The organism is Streptomyces sp. CB02923, from assembly GCF_001905005.1.
Taxonomy (GTDB): Bacteria; Actinomycetota; Actinomycetes; order Streptomycetales; family Streptomycetaceae; genus Streptomyces.
Genome location: NZ_LWKZ01000023.1, coordinates 449,961 through 466,751 on the forward strand (window position 1 = coordinate 449,961; position 16,791 = coordinate 466,751).

Annotated in this window: 15 protein-coding genes; 8 read left to right on the top strand and 7 right to left on the bottom strand. The window is 73.3% G+C overall.

Features of this window, described 5'->3' with window-relative positions; genetic code table 11:
* Positions 1-49 precede the first annotated feature (49 nt).
* Positions 50-2,818 carry an AfsR/SARP family transcriptional regulator gene (locus A6A06_RS20535; protein WP_073762738.1) on the bottom strand — a complete coding sequence of 923 codons (2,769 nt, stop codon included), beginning with the start codon at positions 2,816-2,818 and terminating at the stop codon, positions 50-52.
* A gap of 421 nt (positions 2,819-3,239) precedes the next feature.
* On the opposite strand from A6A06_RS20535, the gene A6A06_RS20540 reads away from it, so the two are divergent.
* From A6A06_RS20540 to A6A06_RS20565, 6 genes are all read left to right on the top strand, one after another.
* Positions 3,240-4,226 (top strand): ATP-grasp domain-containing protein, encoded by a 987-nt coding sequence (locus A6A06_RS20540; RefSeq protein WP_079194168.1) that lies wholly within the window; start codon positions 3,240-3,242, stop codon positions 4,224-4,226.
* A complete protein-coding gene (locus A6A06_RS20545; RefSeq protein ID WP_073762739.1) occupies positions 4,223-5,026 on the top strand; it encodes an ATP-grasp domain-containing protein in 804 nt (267 codons plus the stop codon). The genes A6A06_RS20540 and A6A06_RS20545 overlap by 4 nt, the downstream gene beginning before the upstream one ends.
* 47 nt (positions 5,027-5,073) lie before the next feature.
* Positions 5,074-5,547 carry a MarR family winged helix-turn-helix transcriptional regulator gene (locus tag A6A06_RS20550; RefSeq protein ID WP_073762740.1) on the top strand — a complete coding sequence of 158 codons (474 nt, stop codon included), beginning with the start codon at positions 5,074-5,076 and terminating at the stop codon, positions 5,545-5,547.
* A 103-nt stretch (positions 5,548-5,650) separates the two neighbouring features.
* A complete protein-coding gene (locus A6A06_RS20555) occupies positions 5,651-6,427 on the top strand; it encodes an alpha/beta fold hydrolase (RefSeq protein WP_079194266.1) in 777 nt (258 codons plus the stop codon).
* Between the two features lie 82 nt (positions 6,428-6,509).
* The gene (locus A6A06_RS20560) at positions 6,510-7,199 is read left to right on the top strand and encodes a TetR/AcrR family transcriptional regulator (protein ID WP_073762742.1); all 690 of its coding nucleotides are present in this window, start codon (positions 6,510-6,512) and stop codon (positions 7,197-7,199) included.
* Positions 7,200-7,258: 59 nt separating this feature from the next.
* Positions 7,259-8,491 carry an FAD-dependent oxidoreductase gene (locus tag A6A06_RS20565; protein WP_073762743.1) on the top strand — a complete coding sequence of 411 codons (1,233 nt, stop codon included), beginning with the start codon at positions 7,259-7,261 and terminating at the stop codon, positions 8,489-8,491.
* A gap of 21 nt (positions 8,492-8,512) precedes the next feature.
* Here A6A06_RS20565 and A6A06_RS20570 read toward each other — a convergent pair whose 3' ends face one another.
* From A6A06_RS20570 to A6A06_RS20585, 4 genes are all read right to left on the bottom strand, one after another.
* Positions 8,513-9,724, bottom strand: a complete 1,212-nt coding sequence (locus A6A06_RS20570) for a GDSL-type esterase/lipase family protein (RefSeq protein WP_073762744.1) — start codon at positions 9,722-9,724, stop codon at positions 8,513-8,515.
* Between the two features lie 78 nt (positions 9,725-9,802).
* A complete protein-coding gene (locus A6A06_RS20575) occupies positions 9,803-10,405 on the bottom strand; it encodes a TetR/AcrR family transcriptional regulator (RefSeq protein WP_073763265.1) in 603 nt (200 codons plus the stop codon).
* 130 nt (positions 10,406-10,535) lie between these two features.
* Positions 10,536-12,095: an amidase gene (locus A6A06_RS20580; RefSeq protein WP_073762745.1), complete on the bottom strand. Its 1,560-nt coding sequence runs from the start codon at positions 12,093-12,095 to the stop codon at positions 10,536-10,538.
* A 66-nt stretch (positions 12,096-12,161) separates the two neighbouring features.
* A complete protein-coding gene (locus A6A06_RS20585) occupies positions 12,162-12,557 on the bottom strand; it encodes a GNAT family N-acetyltransferase (RefSeq protein ID WP_073762746.1) in 396 nt (131 codons plus the stop codon).
* Between the two features lie 226 nt (positions 12,558-12,783).
* On the opposite strand from A6A06_RS20585, the gene A6A06_RS20590 reads away from it, so the two are divergent.
* On the top strand, positions 12,784-13,314 hold the full coding sequence (locus A6A06_RS20590; protein WP_073762747.1) for a DoxX family protein: 531 nt from the start codon (positions 12,784-12,786) through the stop codon (positions 13,312-13,314).
* A gap of 74 nt (positions 13,315-13,388) precedes the next feature.
* On the opposite strand, the gene A6A06_RS20595 is transcribed toward A6A06_RS20590, so the two are convergent.
* On the bottom strand, positions 13,389-13,745 hold the full coding sequence (locus A6A06_RS20595) for a cupin domain-containing protein (protein ID WP_073762748.1): 357 nt from the start codon (positions 13,743-13,745) through the stop codon (positions 13,389-13,391).
* A 107-nt stretch (positions 13,746-13,852) separates the two neighbouring features.
* Between A6A06_RS20595 and yczR the strand changes: the two genes are divergently transcribed.
* Positions 13,853-15,295 (top strand): aminotransferase-like domain-containing protein, encoded by a 1,443-nt coding sequence (gene yczR / locus A6A06_RS20600; RefSeq protein WP_073762749.1) that lies wholly within the window; start codon positions 13,853-13,855, stop codon positions 15,293-15,295.
* Between the two features lie 2 nt (positions 15,296-15,297).
* Here the strand turns inward: yczR and A6A06_RS40965 are convergent, their stop codons facing one another.
* A complete protein-coding gene (locus A6A06_RS40965) occupies positions 15,298-16,731 on the bottom strand; it encodes a DUF4334 domain-containing protein (protein ID WP_242440848.1) in 1,434 nt (477 codons plus the stop codon).
* Between the last annotated feature and the right edge of the window lie 60 nt (positions 16,732-16,791).

Genomic DNA, 16,791 nt, shown 5'->3' on the forward strand with positions numbered 1-16,791 from the left:
ACCGGAGCGCTCCCTCCCGGCTCGGGCCCGTACCCCGCGTCGCGCGCTCTCAGCTCGCGACGACGCGAAGGTTCCCACCGGACGGGCCCCCGTCCCCCAGGGCGAGGCCGCCCGGTCCGGCGGCCGTCCCCTCGTCCGTCCCGGGTGATCCGGTGAGGGCCGCCGCCTCGGTGAAGCAGCGCCGGGCCGCACCGTCCCGGCCGAGGGCCTGCAGCGCCTTGCCGCAGGTGTCGAGGAGCAGCGCCCGGCGCTCGTCCGACTGCTCGTCCGGGGCCAGGGACAGGCCCTGCCGGCAGTGGGTTAGCGCCTCGTCGGGACGGCCGACGGTGAGGCAGTGGGCGGCCAGGTGGTAGAGGGCCAGGGTCTCGGTGTGCGGGTGTTCGAGGGCGTGGGCCATCCGCGCGGCCCGTTCCCGCCGGGTCCCGGCGCCGGACAGGTCGCCGGCGCGCTCCAGCGCGGCCGCCCAGTTGATCAGCGCGATCACCTGGCCGCGCGGGTCCCCGGCCTGTACGGCCAGGTCCGGTGCGCGGCGCAGGTGTTCCAGGGCCGCGGTGTGCTGCCCGTTCTCGGTGAGGACCCAGCCGAGCAGCGAGCACAGCCGGGACTCGGCGTCCGGGTCGCCGAGCGCGGTGGCGGCCGCCAGGCCGCGTTCGAGGGCCGGCTCCCAGCCGTCGTGCACCTGCCGGACGACGAGGGGCCACAACTGTACGGCGATGCGCCAGGCCAGGTCGTCGTGCCCGGCGTCGGCGGCGGCGATCACCGCCGCGGTGAGGTTGGCGCGCTCGGTGACGTACCAGGCCATCGCACCGGCGCGGTCGGCGAAGACCGGTGGCGCGGCGGGCGGGGTCACCCCCGGGGGCAGCGCGGAGCAGGGCTGGCTGCCGGGTTCGGCCGCCGTCGCGGCGGCCTGGGCGGCGGACAGGTAGTGCACCAGCAGCCGGTGCAGCCCCGCCGCGTCGGCCCGTGCCGCGAACGAACGGGCGTACAGCCTGGTCAGACCGTGCATCAGATACCGGCCACCGGCCCACTCCTCGACGAGGTGGGCGGCGGCCAGCTCATCCAGGGCGGCGTCGGCCTCGGCGGGCGGCAGGCCGCTGAGCGCCGCCGCGGCACCGCTGTCGAGTTCGGACCCGACGTGCAGCGCCAGCTGGCGGAAGAGCAGCGCACCGGCCGGCGGCAGCTGCTGGACGCTGAGGCGCAGCGTCGCCTCGACTCCGAAGTCCTCGCCGGCCAGCAGGGACAGCCGCCGGTGTTCGTCGACCAGGTCGCCGGCCATCGCGTGGAGGGAGAGCCGGGGCCGTGCGGCCAGCCGCGCGGCCGCCAGCCGCAGCGCCAGCGGCAGGCCGTCGCAGAGGGCGGACAGTTCCGCCGCGGCGTCCGGCTCGGCGGCCACCCGGGCGTCACCGATCACGGTACGCAGGACCCGTACGCCGTCCGCGGGCGCCAGCCGTTCCAGTGGCAGCAGCCGGGCGCAGTCGGTGGCCACCAGCCCCTCCAGCCGGTTGCGGCTGGTGACCAGCACGGCGCAGCCCGGCGTACCCGGCAGCAGGGGACGCACCTGTGCCGAGTCGCGGGCGTTGTCGAGCAGGACGAGGGCACGGCGTCCGGCGAGCAGCGAGCGGTACAGGTGTTCCGCGGCGCGCGCGTCCGCGGGCAGGCGCTCCTCGGGGACGCCGAGCGCCTGCAGGAAGTCGTGCAGGACACCGGCCGGCTGGGGGCTCGTGCCGTCCGGTTCCGTGGCGTGCAGGTCGGCGTAGAGGATGCCGCCGGGGAAGTCACCGGCGTGCGCGTATGCCCAGTGGACCGCCAGCGAGGTCTTGCCGACCCCGGCGGGGCCGGTGACCACACCCAGGGGCGGGTTGCCCGCCCGCGCGGTCTCGGTGAGCCGCGCCAGCTCGTCCGTACGGCCCACGAAACCGGCCGGAGCGCGCGGCAGGAGGCAGGGCGGCGGGGGAGCGTCCGGGACGGCGGGCGGTGGTGCGGGCTGTCGCGCCGGAGCTTCAGGCGGCGATGACGACGGCGATGACGACGGCGACGGCGACGGCGATGGCAGCGATGGCGACGGCAGCGGCGCCGGCCGGTCGGCGGCCGGCCGGGAACGCAGGATGGCGAGATACGCCTCGGACAGCGCGGCCCCGGGACCGACGCCCAGCTCCTGGGAGAGCAGGCGTTGGGTGCGGTGGTAGAGGTCGATGGCGTCGGCCTGCCGGTCGGCGTCGTGCAGCGAGCGGACGGTCGCCGCGATCAGTGACTCGCGCAGCGGGTGGCGTTCGACGGCGGTCCGCAGCGGTACGAGGGCTTCCGCGCCCCGGCCGCACGCGTGCAGGGCCGCGGCGAAGTGTTCCAGCGCGTCCAGCTGCTCCTCCACCAGCTGCTCGGCCGCCGCGGCCATCAGCGGCGTGTCACCGGTGCCGCCGAGCACCCGGCCCCGCCACAGCCCGAGAGCCTCCCGCAGCAGGGCGGCCGACTCCTCGCCGGGGGAGCAGGCCGTGGCCCGGCGGACCAGTTCGCGGAAGCGCCAGACGTCCGCCGACTCCGGCGCGGCCTGCAGCGCGTAGCCGCCGCCCTCGGTGGCGACGCAGACCGCGGGAGCCGTGTGCAGCAGCCCGCGCAGGGCCGACACATGGCCGTACACGATGGTCCGGGCGTGGGTCGGCGGCCGGGTGTCCCACAGGGCCTCGATGATGCGCTCGGCGCCCACGGGTGCGCCTTCGGCCAGGACCAGCAGCGCCAGCACGGCCCGGCGCTTGGGCGGGCCGATCGGCACCCGCACCTCTCCCGAGAAGGCCGAAACCGGCCCGAGCAGCCGGAAGTCCATCAGCGTTCTCTCCCCTTGGCGGTGGTGTTATGGCGGGAATCCTACGAGGTCGAAGGGGCGTGTTCCGCTACGAAGGGGCTCTGCGGCCGGAATTGGGCCATGGGGTATACGTACGCGCAACAACGGGTGAAACCAGGGGAAAAGGGCGATCGGTGACATGTCGGCCCTGGCGGTGGCGTGATGACGCGACGTGCCAGGGTCGGCGAGAGGACCCGGGCACGCACCGCCGCCACCGCCACCCGCGCACGCAAGCACGCGGAAGGAGACGGAAGGAGACGGAAGGAGGCAGCCACCACGCCCGGGGGAAGCGGATCGCCCGGCGTCCGGGGAGAACACCGGGGAGAGCGCAGGCGAACGGCCATGGCATCCTGTGATCTCGCTACGCGCGCCGGGCCGGCTCGGCGGATTACAAGGAAGATCGATGAGACTCTGCTTCCTGGTGGAGGAGCACTACCGGCACGACGGCATGCCCAACGAGGTGATCCGTCAGCTGACGTCCTGGGGGCACCAGGTGGACGTGCTGCGGCCGGGCGGCTCCCTGCTGCACATGACCGAGGCGGTACGCGCGGGGTCCCACGACGCCTGGGTGCTCAAGACGGTCTCCGGCGGGCCGGGGCTCACCCTGCTCGAAGCGGCGGCCTCGGCCGGGATGACGACGGTCAACGACGCCCGGTCGATTCGGCGCGTACGGGACAAAGCGCTGGCCGCGGCGATCGGCCGCAGCCGAGGGCTCCCCATGCCGCACACCTACGCGGCCGCGCGGCCCGAACTGCTGGCGGAGCTCCCGGCGTCGGAGTACCCGCTGGTGGTCAAGCCTGCCGACGGCAGCTCGGGGCGGGCCGTGCACCTGGTGGCGTCGCCGGACCGGCTCGCCGCGATGGCCCCCGAACTGGCGCGGGAGGGCCTGCTCATCGCCCAGCCGTACGTGGCCAATTCGGGCATCGACGTCAAGGTGTACTGCGTCGGCGGCGAGCTCTACGCCACCGAGCGCTGCTCCCCGCTGCATCCGGAGCTGACCGCACGGGAACGCCGCGTGCCGCTCTCGGCCGAGGTGGCGGCGATCGTCGGGCAGGTCGGGGCGGTCTACGGCCTCGACCTGTACGGCGTGGACGTCCTGCTGGGGCCCGACGGCCCCGTGATCGTCGATGTCAACGACTTCCCCAGCTTCCGGCAGGTCCCGGACGCGGTGGCGCGGGTGGCGCGTGCCGTGCTCGGCCTGGCCCGCGCGGGCCAGGTGCCCGCCGTAGCCGGGCTGACCGTCGACGGCCAGGAACAGTGCGGTGCTCTCGGCGAGCCGGCGGCGGCGGCCCGCCCGCATCCCGCGCAGGCCCCGATGGCCCCGATGGCCCCGCAGTTCACGCCCCCGGGACCGCTGCACGTACCCGCCGCGGCGGGGGAGAGCATATGAGGATCGGCCTGATAACGGGCGATCCCAGCCATCCGCTGCTGGCTGCCGCCACCGCTCTCCTCGGCCCCGCGCACCACGTGCATACGCTGGATCCGGACGTGAAGGGCGACGCTCCCGGGCCGACCGCCGACGTCTACCTGCTGAAGGCGCGTACGCCACGGGCCCTCGCCTTCGCCCGCGTTCTGGAAGGGCGCGGTGTTCCCGTCGTGAACTCGGTCGCGGCCACCACGCTCTGCCAGGACCGTACGGCGATGGCGCGACGCGCCCGGCAAGCCGGCCTCCCCTTCGCGCACACCCGTACCTTCGATTCGCTCGCCCAACTGGCCGACGGGCCGGGGCTCCCCGGCCCCGTGGTGGTCAAGAGCCAACACAGCCGCAAGCGCGACCTGGTGGCCCGCCTCGACGACGACGTACAGCTGAGGAGGCTCGCCGCCGCGCTGCCGCAGGAGCCGGTCGTGGTCCAGGACTTCGCCCCGAACAGCGGCTGGGACCACAAACTGTGGGCGGTCGGCGACCGGCTCTTCGCCGCCCTGCGCCGCTCCGAACTCTCCTCCGACGGCCGCGGCCCCACGCGTTCGCTCGCCCTCGACGACCTGCCGTCCGGCTGGCCCGCCATGGTGCGCCGGGTCGGTGAGGTCTTCGCGCTGGACGTCTACGGCGTGGACGTCATCGACACGGGCGGCGGCTCACCGCTCATCGTGGACATCAACGCCTTCCCCGGCGTCCGGGGGCAGGCCGGAGCCCCGGAGGCCCTGGCGGAGCTGGCACTGCGGCGCGCGGGCGGGCCGCCCGGCACCTGAGAGCGCCTGGTCTCGGCACATGGCAACCGTGGTGTCATGATGGGGGAGTGAGCGAGGAAAGCGGCAGGAACGTGCCCGCGGACCCGGGTGACCGGTTCGTGGAGGTCTTCAACCTGGTGGGGCCGCTGTACCGGCGTGCTCAGCGCAAGGTGGAGCAGGACGCGCCCCTCGAAGGGCTGTCGGTGGGGGTGCGGGCCGTCCTCAACATGCTCCGCGAGCACGGGCCCATGACCGTTCCTCAGATGGGCCGCGCCCAGGCGTTGAGCCGTCAGTTCGTGCAGCGGATGACCAACGACGCGGCCGGACTCGGCCTGGTCGAGTTCCTCCCCAACCCGGCGCACAAGAAGTCTTCGCTCATCGGGCTCACCGGGGCGGGCCGGACCGCCATCACCGCCGTGATCGACCGTGAGCGGGAGGCGCTGCGCCAGGCCGGTGCCGGGCTCACCGAGGCCGAGATCACCGCCTGTATCCGGGTCCTGGGCCGCCTGCTGCACTCCCTCGACGATGTGGACGTGAACTGACCGCGCGGAGCCATCGGTTGCCTCCGCCCGGCGGTGTCTCTCCTCTCGCGTAAAAATGACAACCTGGTTGTCAATGTCGATCATCCGTGACAACCTGGTTGTCATGGATGACCTGTTCTGGTTCGACAGCGGCATCGGCCGCCCTCTCGTCCTGTTGCACGGTGGCTTCCTCGATCACCGCATGTGGGACCGTCAGTTCCCTTCCCTCACCGCGAAATACCGCGTCATCGCCCCCGACGCCCGCGGCCACGGCCGATCCGCCAACGCCACCGGCCCGTTCCGGCCCGTCGACGACGTCGCCGGGCTGCTGCGCCGGCTGGACATCGGTCCGGCGGTCCTGGTGGGCGTCTCCATGGGGGCGGGCACCGCCGTCGACACCGCGCTGGAATACCCGGAACTGGTCAGCGGCGTGGTCGTCAGCGGCGCGGGCACCAGTGAGCCGTACTTCTCCGACCCCTGGACCACCCGGACCACGGCCGCCTGGTACGCGGCGATGGCGGCCGGTGACCTGGACGCGTGCGTGGAGGCGTTCACCCAGTTCGCCGCGGGCCCGCACCGCAGCCTCGACGAGGTCGATCCGGAGGTCGCGGACCACCTCCGCGACATGACCCGGGGCACCCTGTCCAAGCACAGCAGCGGCGAGCCCAGCCCGATCCTTCCGGTCCGCGACCCGTGGGAGCGGGTCGCGGCCATCGAGGTCCCCGTGCTCGCCATCAACGGCGGCATCGACTCTCCCGACCACATCGGCATGGCCGAGCGCCTCGTCCGTACGGTCGGTAACGGCCGCGCGGCCTCCGTGGACGGGACCGCCCATTACCCCAACCTGGAGCGCCCGGACGAGTTCAACGAGATCCTCGAAGGCTTCCTGGAGGCCGTCTGAGTGTCTGGCCGTCTGGGTGGCGGTGCACCGACCGCACCGTGACGAACTTGTTCGTAACGAACATGTTCGTTACGGTGTGGGGGTGACGCCCCGGACCCCCGCCTCCCGCAGCCGCCGCGAGCGGCCCGCCAAGCCCGCCCTCACCCACGAAGGCATCGTCGCCACCGCCGTCGCCCTGATGCGCTCCGAAGGGCTGCAACGGGTCACGATGCGCCGCCTGGCCAAGGAGCTCGACACCGGCCCCGCCTCGCTGTACGTGTACGTGGCGAACACGGCCGAACTGCACGCCGCGATCCTGGAGGAACTCCTCGGCGCGGTCGACCTCGCCCCGGCCCGTACGCCCGGTGACTGGCGTGAACGGCTGGTGACCCTCCTCGGCTCCTACACGCACACCCTCTTCCAGCACCCCAGCCTGGCGCATTCCGCCCTGGTGGCCCGCCCCTCGGGGCCCAACTACCTGTCCCTCGTCGAGGCGGTCCTCGCCCTGCTGCACGAGGGCGGGGTCCCCGGCGCGCAGGCGGCCTGGGGCGTGGACGTCCTGTTGCAGGTGGCCACGGCCACCGCCGCCGAGCAGTCCACCCGCGACCGCGACGCCGCCGCGGAGGACGATCACGAAGCGCTCGTGCACGCGCTGCGGCAGGCCACACCCCGTACGTATCCGCGGATCGCCGCGCTCGGCGACGACCTGTTCTCCGGGAGCCCCGAACAGCGGCTGGCCTGGATCTTCCGCATGGTCATCCATGGCGCGGAAGCCACACCCCGGCAACAGTGAGTCCCCTCAGGCGCGCTGCCGCACCGGCCGCCCCACCCACCACGAATCGAGGCACTGCCATGACCACCCCCACGCACCACCGCATCGCGATCGTCGGCGCCGGTCTGGGCGGCCTGACGCTGGCCCGCGTCCTGCATGTACACGGTATCGACGCGGTCATCTACGAGGCCGAGGCCGACCGGCACGTCCGTACCCAGGGCGGGATGCTCGACATCCACGACGACAGCGGCCAGGAGGCCCTGCGCGCCGCAGATCTGTACGAGCGGTTCCGCGCCCTCGTCCACCCGGGCGGCGAAGCCCTGCGCGTCGTCGACCCCCGGGGCGCCGTCCGCCTGGAGACGGCGGACGAGGGTGACGGCGCCCGCCCCGAAGTGGACCGCGGGCAGCTGCGCCACCTGCTGCTGGACTCCCTGCCCACGGACACCATCCGCTGGGGGAGCAAGGTCACCGGCGCGCGGCCGCTGGACGGCGGACGCCACGAGGTGACCCTCGCCGACGGCACCGCCTTCACCACCGACCTGCTCGTCGGCGGCGACGGTGCCTGGTCCAGGATCCGGCCGCTGGTCTCGCAGGCCACCCCCGCCTACACCGGCATCTCCTTCGTCGAGTCCGACCTGCTGGACGCCGGTACCCGTCACCCGGACAGTGCCGCGCTCGTCGGCGGCGGCTCCTTCTTCTGCCTCGGGGACGAGAAGGGAATCCTCGCCCACAGCGAGACCGACGGCAGCCTGCACATCTATACGGCGCTCAAGACCGGCCCGGACTGGCTCGACACCATCGACTTCACGGGCGCCGACACCGGTACGGGCACGGGCACGGGCACGGGCGCCGGCTCCGGTACCGACACCACCGGAGCCGACTCCCGCTCCGACACCGCCAAGAAGGCTGTTCTCGCCCACTTCGAGGGCTGGGACGACGGCCTGCGCGCGCTGATCGCCGATGCCGACGGCGCGCTGGTCCCGCGCCGTATCCACGCCCTGCCCATCGGCCACCGCTGGGACCGCGTCCCCGGCGTCACCCTGCTCGGTGACGCCGCCCACCTGATGTCCCCGTTCGCCGGCGAGGGCGCCAACCTGGCCATGCTCGACGGTGCCGAACTCGGCCGGGCGATCGTCGCTCACCCCGGCGATACCGAGGCCGCCCTCGCCGCCTACGAGCAGGCCCTCTTCCCCCGTAGCGAGGCATCCGCCACGGAGTCCGCCGCCAGCCTGGAGCTGATGTTCGGCGACCGTGGCCTGGAGCGCCTGCTCGGCGTGTTCGCCTCCCACCAGCAGGTTTCCCACCAGCAGTAGGACACCTGCGGCGGGGCGGCGTCAGACCGTCCCGGAACGGTGCCGGACACCGGCGACGCCGTCCGCGAAGGCACCGTCGGCGGTGAAGGCCAGCTCGGCGAAACGCTCGCCGATCCGGCGGTGGGTGGCGGCGTCCGGGTGCAGCCCGTCGGGCAGGGGCAGCTCGGCGTGGTCCGTCTCGCCGTACAGTTCGCGGCCGTCGAGGTAGTGCAGACGGGGGTCATCGGCCGCCCGCTGCGCCACGATCCGGGCCAGCTCGTCCCGGATGACGTTCAACGTCAGCTTCCCGGCCGCGCGTTCCGCCGGATCGCCCGTGGCCCGGAACCGCATCTGCCCCGAGCTCACGGCGGAGAAGTCCGGGGCGGCGGGCCCCGGCGTGTCCTCGTGCATCGGGCACAGGATGGCGGAGACGACCAGCAGCGGCGTGCCGGGGTGGCCTTCGCGGATGGTGTCGAGGAAACCGTGGACGGCGGGCGTGAAGGCGCGCAGCCGCATCAGGTCGGCGTTGACGATATTGAGGCCGATCTTGACGCTGATCAGGTCGGCGGGGGTGTCCCGCAGCGTGCGGGCGGTGAAGGGGTCGAGCAGGGCGCTGCCGCCGAACCCCAGGTTGATCAGGTCCACGCCGCCCAGGGAGGCGGCAAGCGCGGGCCAGGTCGTGGTGGGTCCGGCGGCGTCGGAGCCGTGGCTGACCGAACTGCCGTGGTGCAGCCACACCTTGCGGCCCCGGTCCGGCGCCGGCTCGACGGGGGCGTCGGTGCGCAGGGCGAGAAGCTCTGTGGTCTCGTTGTGCGGCAGCCAGATCTCCACGTCCTTCACGTCGCCGGACAGGCCGTCGAAGCGCAGGGTGCCGGCGGGGCCGGACCGCTGTTCGGCGGTCCCGGCGGACATGTCGATGGTCAGGGTGTTGCCGCCCGCCACGCTCGCCCGGCCCGCCGTACGGCCGTCGACGACCAGTTCGTACACACCGTCCGGACGGGGCGGGGCGCCCACGTAGACCCGCTTGGTGGGCCGGGTGTCCAGCTCGACGGCGGTGGCCCGGGTGCGGAAGACCAGCCGGACGCCGGAGGGCTGCGACTCGGCCATGGCCAGTTGCGGGTCGTTGTTCTGGGCGCGGGCCCAGGCGGGCAGCCGGTGCGGCAGCACGCCGTGCTCGGTGCGCTCCAGTTCCAGGGCACCGCGCAGGAGATCCGCGGTGACGGGGGTGGCGGTCCAGTTGTCGTTGGTGTGCATGGCCTCAACCTGTTGATCGAAGTGCGTCGTGGTCTGAAGAGCGCGGCTACGGCTCCGACGGCCCGAATGCGGATACGGCTACGGCTGCTGTTCCGGCTCCGACTCCGGCTGTGGTGCGGGCCAGTTCCGCAGCAGGGCGTCGAGGGCGTCCAGCACCCGGGACCAGGTTTCGTCCGAGTCGGGCGCGCTGTGGCTGAACCCGCCCCCCGACTCCAGACTGACGTAGCCGTGGAAGACGCTGCCCAGCAGCCGGACCGCATGGGTCTGGTCCGGCTCCGTCAGGTCGTAGCCGCGCAGGATCGCCCGGGTCATCTGCGAGTGCCTGCCGCCGGCGCTGGCTGCGGCCGTCGCCGGGTCGAGCCTCAGCTGTGCCGCGGCGTAACGGCCGGGGTGCTCCCGGGCGTAGTCGCGGTAGACGTTCGCCAAGGCGGCCAGGGCGTCCTTGCCCGCCCGCCCGGCCAGTGCGGCGGAGCCCCGGTCGGCGAGTTCCTCCAGGGCGAGCAGGGCGATCCTGGTTTTGAGGTCCTGCGAGTTCCGCACGTGCGAGTACAGACTCGCGACCTTGACACCGAACCGCCGGGCGAGCGCCGAAACGGTCACCTCTTCGAAGCCGGTCTCGTCGGCCAGCTCCGCACCCGCCTGGGTCAGCCGATCCGTGGTGAGCCCCACGCGTGGTGCCATGACCATCCCTTCATTCAGCTATAGCGAGTATGCATCTGCCTAAACCCTTTAGGCAAGTGGGGGTTATGTATAGGCACGGGCGCCCTCAAGGCGCCCTGCTGCTCACAGCACTTCGTCCTCGATGCCGGGATCACGCCGTGAAAGCGGGCGGCCGGACGGGGTCGGGCAGGTGCTCCGCGAGCTGTTCGGCCATGGCTACGAGGGTCCGGTCCGCCAGGTAGGGGCCGATGATCTGGATGGCCAGCGGCAGCCCGTCGGCGGTCCGGCCGGCCGGGACGACCACGGACGGCAGGCCCACCGGACTCGCCAGATTGATCCAGCTCGTCTGGTCGAAGAACGGGCGCTGCTCGCCGTCGACCGTGATGTACCGCTGCGGCGGCGGGGTGGCGGTCTGGTCGGGGACGGCGGCCGTGGGTGCGGCGGGGGTGATCAGGACGTCGTGCTCCGCGAAGTAGCCCGCCCACTGCTCCCGGAGCCTCTGCCGTGCCTCGTCGGCGACGCACCAGTCCCGGTGCCGCATCGTCCGCGAGTGCAGGAACAGACCGGCGGGGTCGTCGGCGGGGACCTTCGCCGCCGCTTCGACGTCGGCGGCGAACGCGCTGTCCGTGGCGGTGGCGGAACCCGTGGCGTACAGGAGGCGCTGGAACAGCGTGTTGCTCTCGGCGAAGTCGACGGGCCGGGTGCGGTCGTCGACGCCCGCGCCGGCGGTGCGCAGGAGCGCGGTGACCTGTTCGAGGAGCGCGCGGGTGCCGGCGTCGACACGGCAGTAGGCGTCGTCGGCCCAGACGCCGACGCGGTATCGGGCGAGGCAGCTCCTGGCGGGGGCCGGGAGGTCGATCCGCCATCCGGCCCGGTCGGCGGGGGCGGGCGCGACGAGCACGTCCAGGAGGAGGCCGAGATCGCCGGCCGTACGGGCGATCGGGCCGAGGGCGACCATGTCGCTGCTGGTGGCCCAGCCGGGCAGGCGGGGGATGTGGCCGCGGGTGGGCACGATCGGTGCGGCGCCGCGGGAGGTCCGCAGGGCGAGCACACCGCAGTAGGCGGCCGGCAGGCGCAGCGAACCGGCGAGGTCGGAGCCGACTTCGAGGCTGGAGAGGCCCGCGGTGACGGCGGCGGCCGAACCGCCGGAGGAGCCGCCCGCGGTCCTGGTCCGGTCGTAGGGATTGGCCGTCGTCCCGAAGAGGGGGTTCGACGTCTGGATGTCCTGGCACATGACCGGCACGTTCGTCTTGCCCATGATGACGGCACCGGCGGCGCGCAGGAGGGCGACGGCGTCGGCGTCCCGGCCGGGGACGTGGCCGGAGAGCCCGGGGGAGCCGCTGGTGGTGCGTATCCCCTTGGTTTCCAGCGCGTCCTTGACCGTCATCGGGAGACCGTGCAGGGGGCCGAGGGGCTCGCCGGTCTCGGCGAGGTGCCGGTCGGCCGCGTCGGCGGCGGCGCGCGCGGCGTCGGCGTCGAGGGTCACGACGGCGTTGATGTCCGGGTTGGCCTTCGCGATGTGCCGGAGGTACTGCTCCAGGAGGTCGCGGCTGCTGATGTCGCGCCGGCGGAGTGCGGCGACCTGCTCGCGGGCGGACGCCAGGTGGAGGGCCGCGGTGCCGGGCCGGGGCCGGGCGGAGGACGGAGCGGTCGCGGTGGCCGCCGTGGCGATGCCGGTGGAGGCGATGAGCAGGGTGCGGCGGGGGATCACGTACGGACTCCTGGTGCGGTGCTGGGGGAATCGGAGGTGCGGGAGGGGTGGGAGGGGCGGCCTGGACTACAGGCGGATCAGGCCCGCCGCCGTCGGCTCGAAGCCGCAGGCGTCGAAGTAGAACGGCCGCAGGTGCTCGTCGAAGTCGACGTGCAGCCATTCGCACTCCGCGGCGCGCGCTCCTCGCGTCGCGGCGTCGATCAACGCGGCGCCGACGCCCTGGGACCGGAGGCGCCGGGTCACCAGGGTGTCCAGAACGAAGGCGTGCACTCCGCCGTCCCAGGCGACGTTGACGAACCCGACGAGGGAGCCGTCCTCCCGGGCGCAGACCCAGCCGAGGCTGTGCCCTCGCACCTGCGCCCGCCAGTCGATGTCGAGGACCGGGTGCTCGAAACCTTCGGCGTGCAAGGCGTTGAGGGTCTTGTTGTCGAAGTCGCCGCGCCACTCATACCTGATCGTCACGCTCAGATCGTAGGGGCCGTGACGTACCGATGGCGATCGGGTGAGGAGCGGTCATGCGGCAGGCTGCCTCGACCTGTCACGGGGCCCGTGGCCCCGGGCCCCGGAAGCCGGACCGGGCGCCGTGGCCCGGCACCCGAATGGCCCGGTGGGCGAGCCCGTACCGGTCCGGCGGAGGGAAGATGGGTACGCGGGAGGGGACCCTGTCCAGCTGCTCCGGGAGCCCATCGTGACCTGTTTCGACCGACGTGACCTGGGCCTGCTGCTTCTGCGGCTGGGGACCGGCGGAGTGCTGGCCGCGCACGGCGCGCAGAAGCTCTTCGGCTGGTTCGGCGGGGGCGGAATCGAGGGGACCGGCCAGTTCATGGAGTCCGTCGGCTTCGCGCCGGGCAAGGCCAGCGCCACGGCCGCGGGGGTCACGGAGGTCGGCAGCGGTGTGCTGCTGGCGCTGGGTCTGGCCACCCCCGCAGCTGGCGCTGCCGCCGCGGGCGCGATGGCGGGGGCCGCCGCCGTCCACACCCCGAACGGGTTCTTCGCGCAGAGCGGCGGCTACGAGTACCCGGTCTTCCTCGGCCTGACGACGACCGGACTCGGCGTCATGGGACCCGGCAGGCTCTCCCTCGACCACGCGCTCGGCCATGCCGTCAACCGCGGCTGGATGGTCCCCGTGGCGCTCGCCGCCACGGGAGCGGCCACGGCCGTGGTCGTGGGCGCGCGCAACAAGCGGGCACGGCAGGCGGCGGAGGACGGGCAGGGGTGAGAGTCCTGCATCCGTCCGAGAACCTAAGGTCCTTCGCAGCTCCGTAACGTGCCAAGGGTGTCCGCAGGCGCCGGTCAGCTCCCGTACTGCGTCGTGTCGGGGTGCTCGACGAGCAGGACGTGCGCGGCCTCCTCGGCAACGGGGCGGTGCCGCAACCCGGCGGGTACGACGAACAGTTCGCCCGCCTTCAGCACCACCGGATCGCGGCCCTCCAACTGGACCTGGAAGGTGCCGTCCCAGCACAGGAACAGCTCGTCCCCGTCGTGGTGGTGCCAGGGAAAGGCATCGCCTTCCAGCCGTGCGAGGCGAACGGCGGTGGTGTCGTTCACCTTTGCCAGGCTGACCTGGTGGAAGGGGCCCGGAAGTCCGGCGATGGCGTCGGGTATCGATACGGCGGCGAGGTGGCGTACGTCTTCGTGGTGTGTGGTCATGTCCCGATCCTTGTCGCAGACATGGCCGGTTCACAGAGCCAATGACCCATAATTGGTTCGTCTGACAACCCAATTCCCCCGCCTCCTGACACGGGAAGATCCGGACCATGGCCACGGACCCAGCCGCACTGGCCGACCGCCTGGGCCGGTGGTCGGCCGGCCGCGGCCCGCTGTACCTCCTGCTCGCCGCGCGTCTGCGACGCCTCGTGGACGAGGGGGAACTGCTGCCCGGTACGGCGCTGCCGCCCGACCGGGTCCTGGCGGCCACGCTCGCCGTAGGACGCGGAACGGTCGTGGCCGCATACGATCAACTGCGCCAGGAAGGCCGCATCACCCGGCGGCAGGGAAGCGGCACCCGCGTCGCGGGGCCACCACGGACAGCACCTCAGGAGAGCACCGCGGCACCGGTCTTCCTCCACCTGCTGGAACCCCGCGACGACGACGTGATCCTCCTGGCGTGCGCCGCGCCCACCGCCCCGCCGCCGGTCCTGCTGACGGCGTACGAGCGGGCTCTGGCCCGGCTGGCCGCGGTCGAGGACGACATCGGCTACCACCCGACGGGCCATCCGCGGCTGCGCCGTGCGGTCGCCCGCCACTACGCGCGGCGCGGCGTACCGACCGACCCCGGGCACGTCCTGATCACCAACGGCGGCCAGCAGGCCCTCTCCCTGCTCGCCCGCGCGTTCGCCCAGCCCGGCGGCACGGTGCTCGTCGAGGCGCCCACCTACCCCGGTGCGCTGGAGGCGTTCCGCGAGCAGGCCGTGCACCTGCGGGCGCTTCCCGTGGGCCTGGACGGCTTCGAAGCGGCGGTCCGTTCCTCGCCGCGCCGCCCGGACCTCGCCTATCTCGTGTCCACCCACCACAACCCGACCGGAGCGGTACTGTCGCCCCTCGCGCGCCGACGGCTGGCAGCGGCGGCCGCCGATGCGGACGTACCGCTCGTCGACGACGAAGTCCTGTCCGCTCTGGCCTTCCCCGGGCATCAAACGCCCCCGCCGCTCGCCGCGTTCGGCGGCACGGTCATCTCCGTGGGCTCGCTCAGCAAGAGTGTCTGGGGCGGACTGCGCATCGGCTGGATCCGGGCGGCCCGGCCGGTCATCGACCGCCTCGCCCGGCTGCGCGCGGTGCACGACCTCGGCGGAAACGTCCCTGCCCAACTGGCCGCCGCCGAACTGCTGCCGCACCTGGAAGCCCACGTCCAGGCCATGTCGGCCGGCCGCCGGGCCCGCCACGACCACCTGCGGGCCCAGCTCGCCCGACAGCTGCCGGAGTGGCAGGCCCCGCCCGTCCCCGGCGGCCACACCGTGTGGGTGCGGCTGCCGCACGGCGACGGGGACTCCTTCGCCCAGTCGGCCCTCAGGCACGGCGTCGTCGTACTGCCCGGCAGGGGACTGGACGCCTCGGGAGGCAGCAAGGAGTACCTCCGCCTCCACTTCCTCGCCGCGCCCGGCACCCTGACGGAGGCGGTGCGCCGCCTGGCGTCCGCCTGGCACGAGCACCGCGGCGGCCGCGGGCCGGGCACCCCGGCTCCCCGGTCACTGGCGGTGTGACGTCAGGCCCGTACCCCGGCATCGGGTACGCGGGTGAGGTGGAAGTAGAAGTCCTCCGGATCGCCCTTCTTGTCCATCACGCACAGCAGGACGTCATCGGTGAGCCGCCGGAAGTGGTCGATGACGGGCAGCTGGTCGTAGACCATCGCCGTGGACTGCTTGCCGCGGTGGACGACCTCACGCAGCGACGCGAGACCCATCTCCGTGTACGAGTGGACCGTCCCGTCCTCGGCGCGGCACAGCAGCGGCTCCACGTGATCGGCGTCGGTGAACCGTTTGCCGTACCACCGCATCTTCGCCAGCAGTGCGGCGTTCTCGCTGGAGTCCTCGAACCCGCCGCCGCGCCAGGTGCCGATCAGGAGCGCGGTGTCGACCGGTTCCAGCCGGTCGAAGAGTTCCGCCAGTTTCGTGGTGTCGTACTGCCCTCCGGATGCGATGGCGTCCAGGACTTCCTGTTCGGTGCCCATGGGCGGGGTCTCCCTCGGCTGGGGGACGGACGGGGTGCGCGCGGTGCCGCCCGGCAGGTGGGCGGTGGCCGCCCCGCCGGGCCGTACGGGGTCGAAGCGGTGGTACATCCGCGCATGCCAGAGCACCACCCGCTCCAGTGCCACCGCGGAACCGTACCCGGCCGCGGTGAGCGGAGCCAGGGCCAGCCGGCAGGCGCCGAGCGCCGCGTCGGCCCGCTCGTACACCTCCTGCCCGGTCAGGCCGACGCCGAGTACGTCGGGCTTGCCCTCGCGCTGCTCCCGGCGGTGGCCGCGGAGGTCGTTGAGCAGCCGGATCGCGACCGCGGCCTGCCGCAGCGCACCGCGCAGCGCGGGCAGGCGCCGGGGCAGGCCCGGCTCGTCCAGGAGCGCCCACAGGGCGGTGACCTGCTGTTCGACGCCGATGCTCCAGGCGCCGTGCCGCAGGTAGTCGGTCAGCCGGGGTGCCCCTCCACCGGTGGCCTGCGTCCGGGTGGCCTCGTGTTCGCGCCGCATCCCGGTCAGGGTCCGGTGCATGCTTTCCCGCCAGACGGCGACGAGTTCGGGCCGGCCGTACCGGTGGAGATCCCCGGTGATCTCCACCAGTGCGCGCGCCACGGGATCGTCGCTGCCGGCGTCGTGCCCGTCGAGGATCCGGTGCCAGTCCCGTACGCGGGCCAGGGGCCAGTCCGGGCCCGCGGAGCCGGGCGCACCCGGTGCGTCCAGGACGTTGTCGATCGCCATCAGCCAGACCGTGAGCCGGGACATCCGAAGGCAGGTGCCGGGCGGCAGCCACGGGGTGAAGAACGCCGTCTGGAGGCACATGAGGGGCACGAGCGCGGGGTCCACGGGCAGTCCGAGTCTTTTGAGCCAGTTTTCCAGCCGCGGCATGTTCTGCAACGCGGCGGAGCATGTGTCCGCTATGGAGACGATCTCCCGGGGAGGGTGGCCGACGGGTCGCGAGGTGTCCACGCCGTCAGGCTACGCCGCGCGTGGCCGCCCCCGGCCGCCGGGCAATACGGGGGCTCCTCC

Excerpts from the sequence above, each read along its gene's own strand:
- A6A06_RS20535 (WP_073762738.1), bottom strand. The coding sequence starts at position 2,818 with ATGGACTTCCGGCTGCTCGGGCCGGTTTCGGCCTTCTCGGGAGAGGTG.
- A6A06_RS20540 (WP_079194168.1), top strand. The coding sequence starts at position 3,240 with ATGAGACTCTGCTTCCTGGTGGAGGAGCACTACCGGCACGACGGCATG.
- A6A06_RS20545 (WP_073762739.1), top strand. The coding sequence starts at position 4,223 with ATGAGGATCGGCCTGATAACGGGCGATCCCAGCCATCCGCTGCTGGCT.
- A6A06_RS20555 (WP_079194266.1), top strand. The coding sequence starts at position 5,651 with ATGGATGACCTGTTCTGGTTCGACAGCGGCATCGGCCGCCCTCTCGTC.
- A6A06_RS20565 (WP_073762743.1), top strand. The coding sequence starts at position 7,259 with ATGACCACCCCCACGCACCACCGCATCGCGATCGTCGGCGCCGGTCTG.
- A6A06_RS20570 (WP_073762744.1), bottom strand. The coding sequence starts at position 9,724 with ATGCACACCAACGACAACTGGACCGCCACCCCCGTCACCGCGGATCTC.
- A6A06_RS20575 (WP_073763265.1), bottom strand. The coding sequence starts at position 10,405 with ATGGCACCACGCGTGGGGCTCACCACGGATCGGCTGACCCAGGCGGGT.
- A6A06_RS20595 (WP_073762748.1), bottom strand. The coding sequence starts at position 13,745 with ATGACCACACACCACGAAGACGTACGCCACCTCGCCGCCGTATCGATA.
- yczR (WP_073762749.1), top strand. The coding sequence starts at position 13,853 with ATGGCCACGGACCCAGCCGCACTGGCCGACCGCCTGGGCCGGTGGTCG.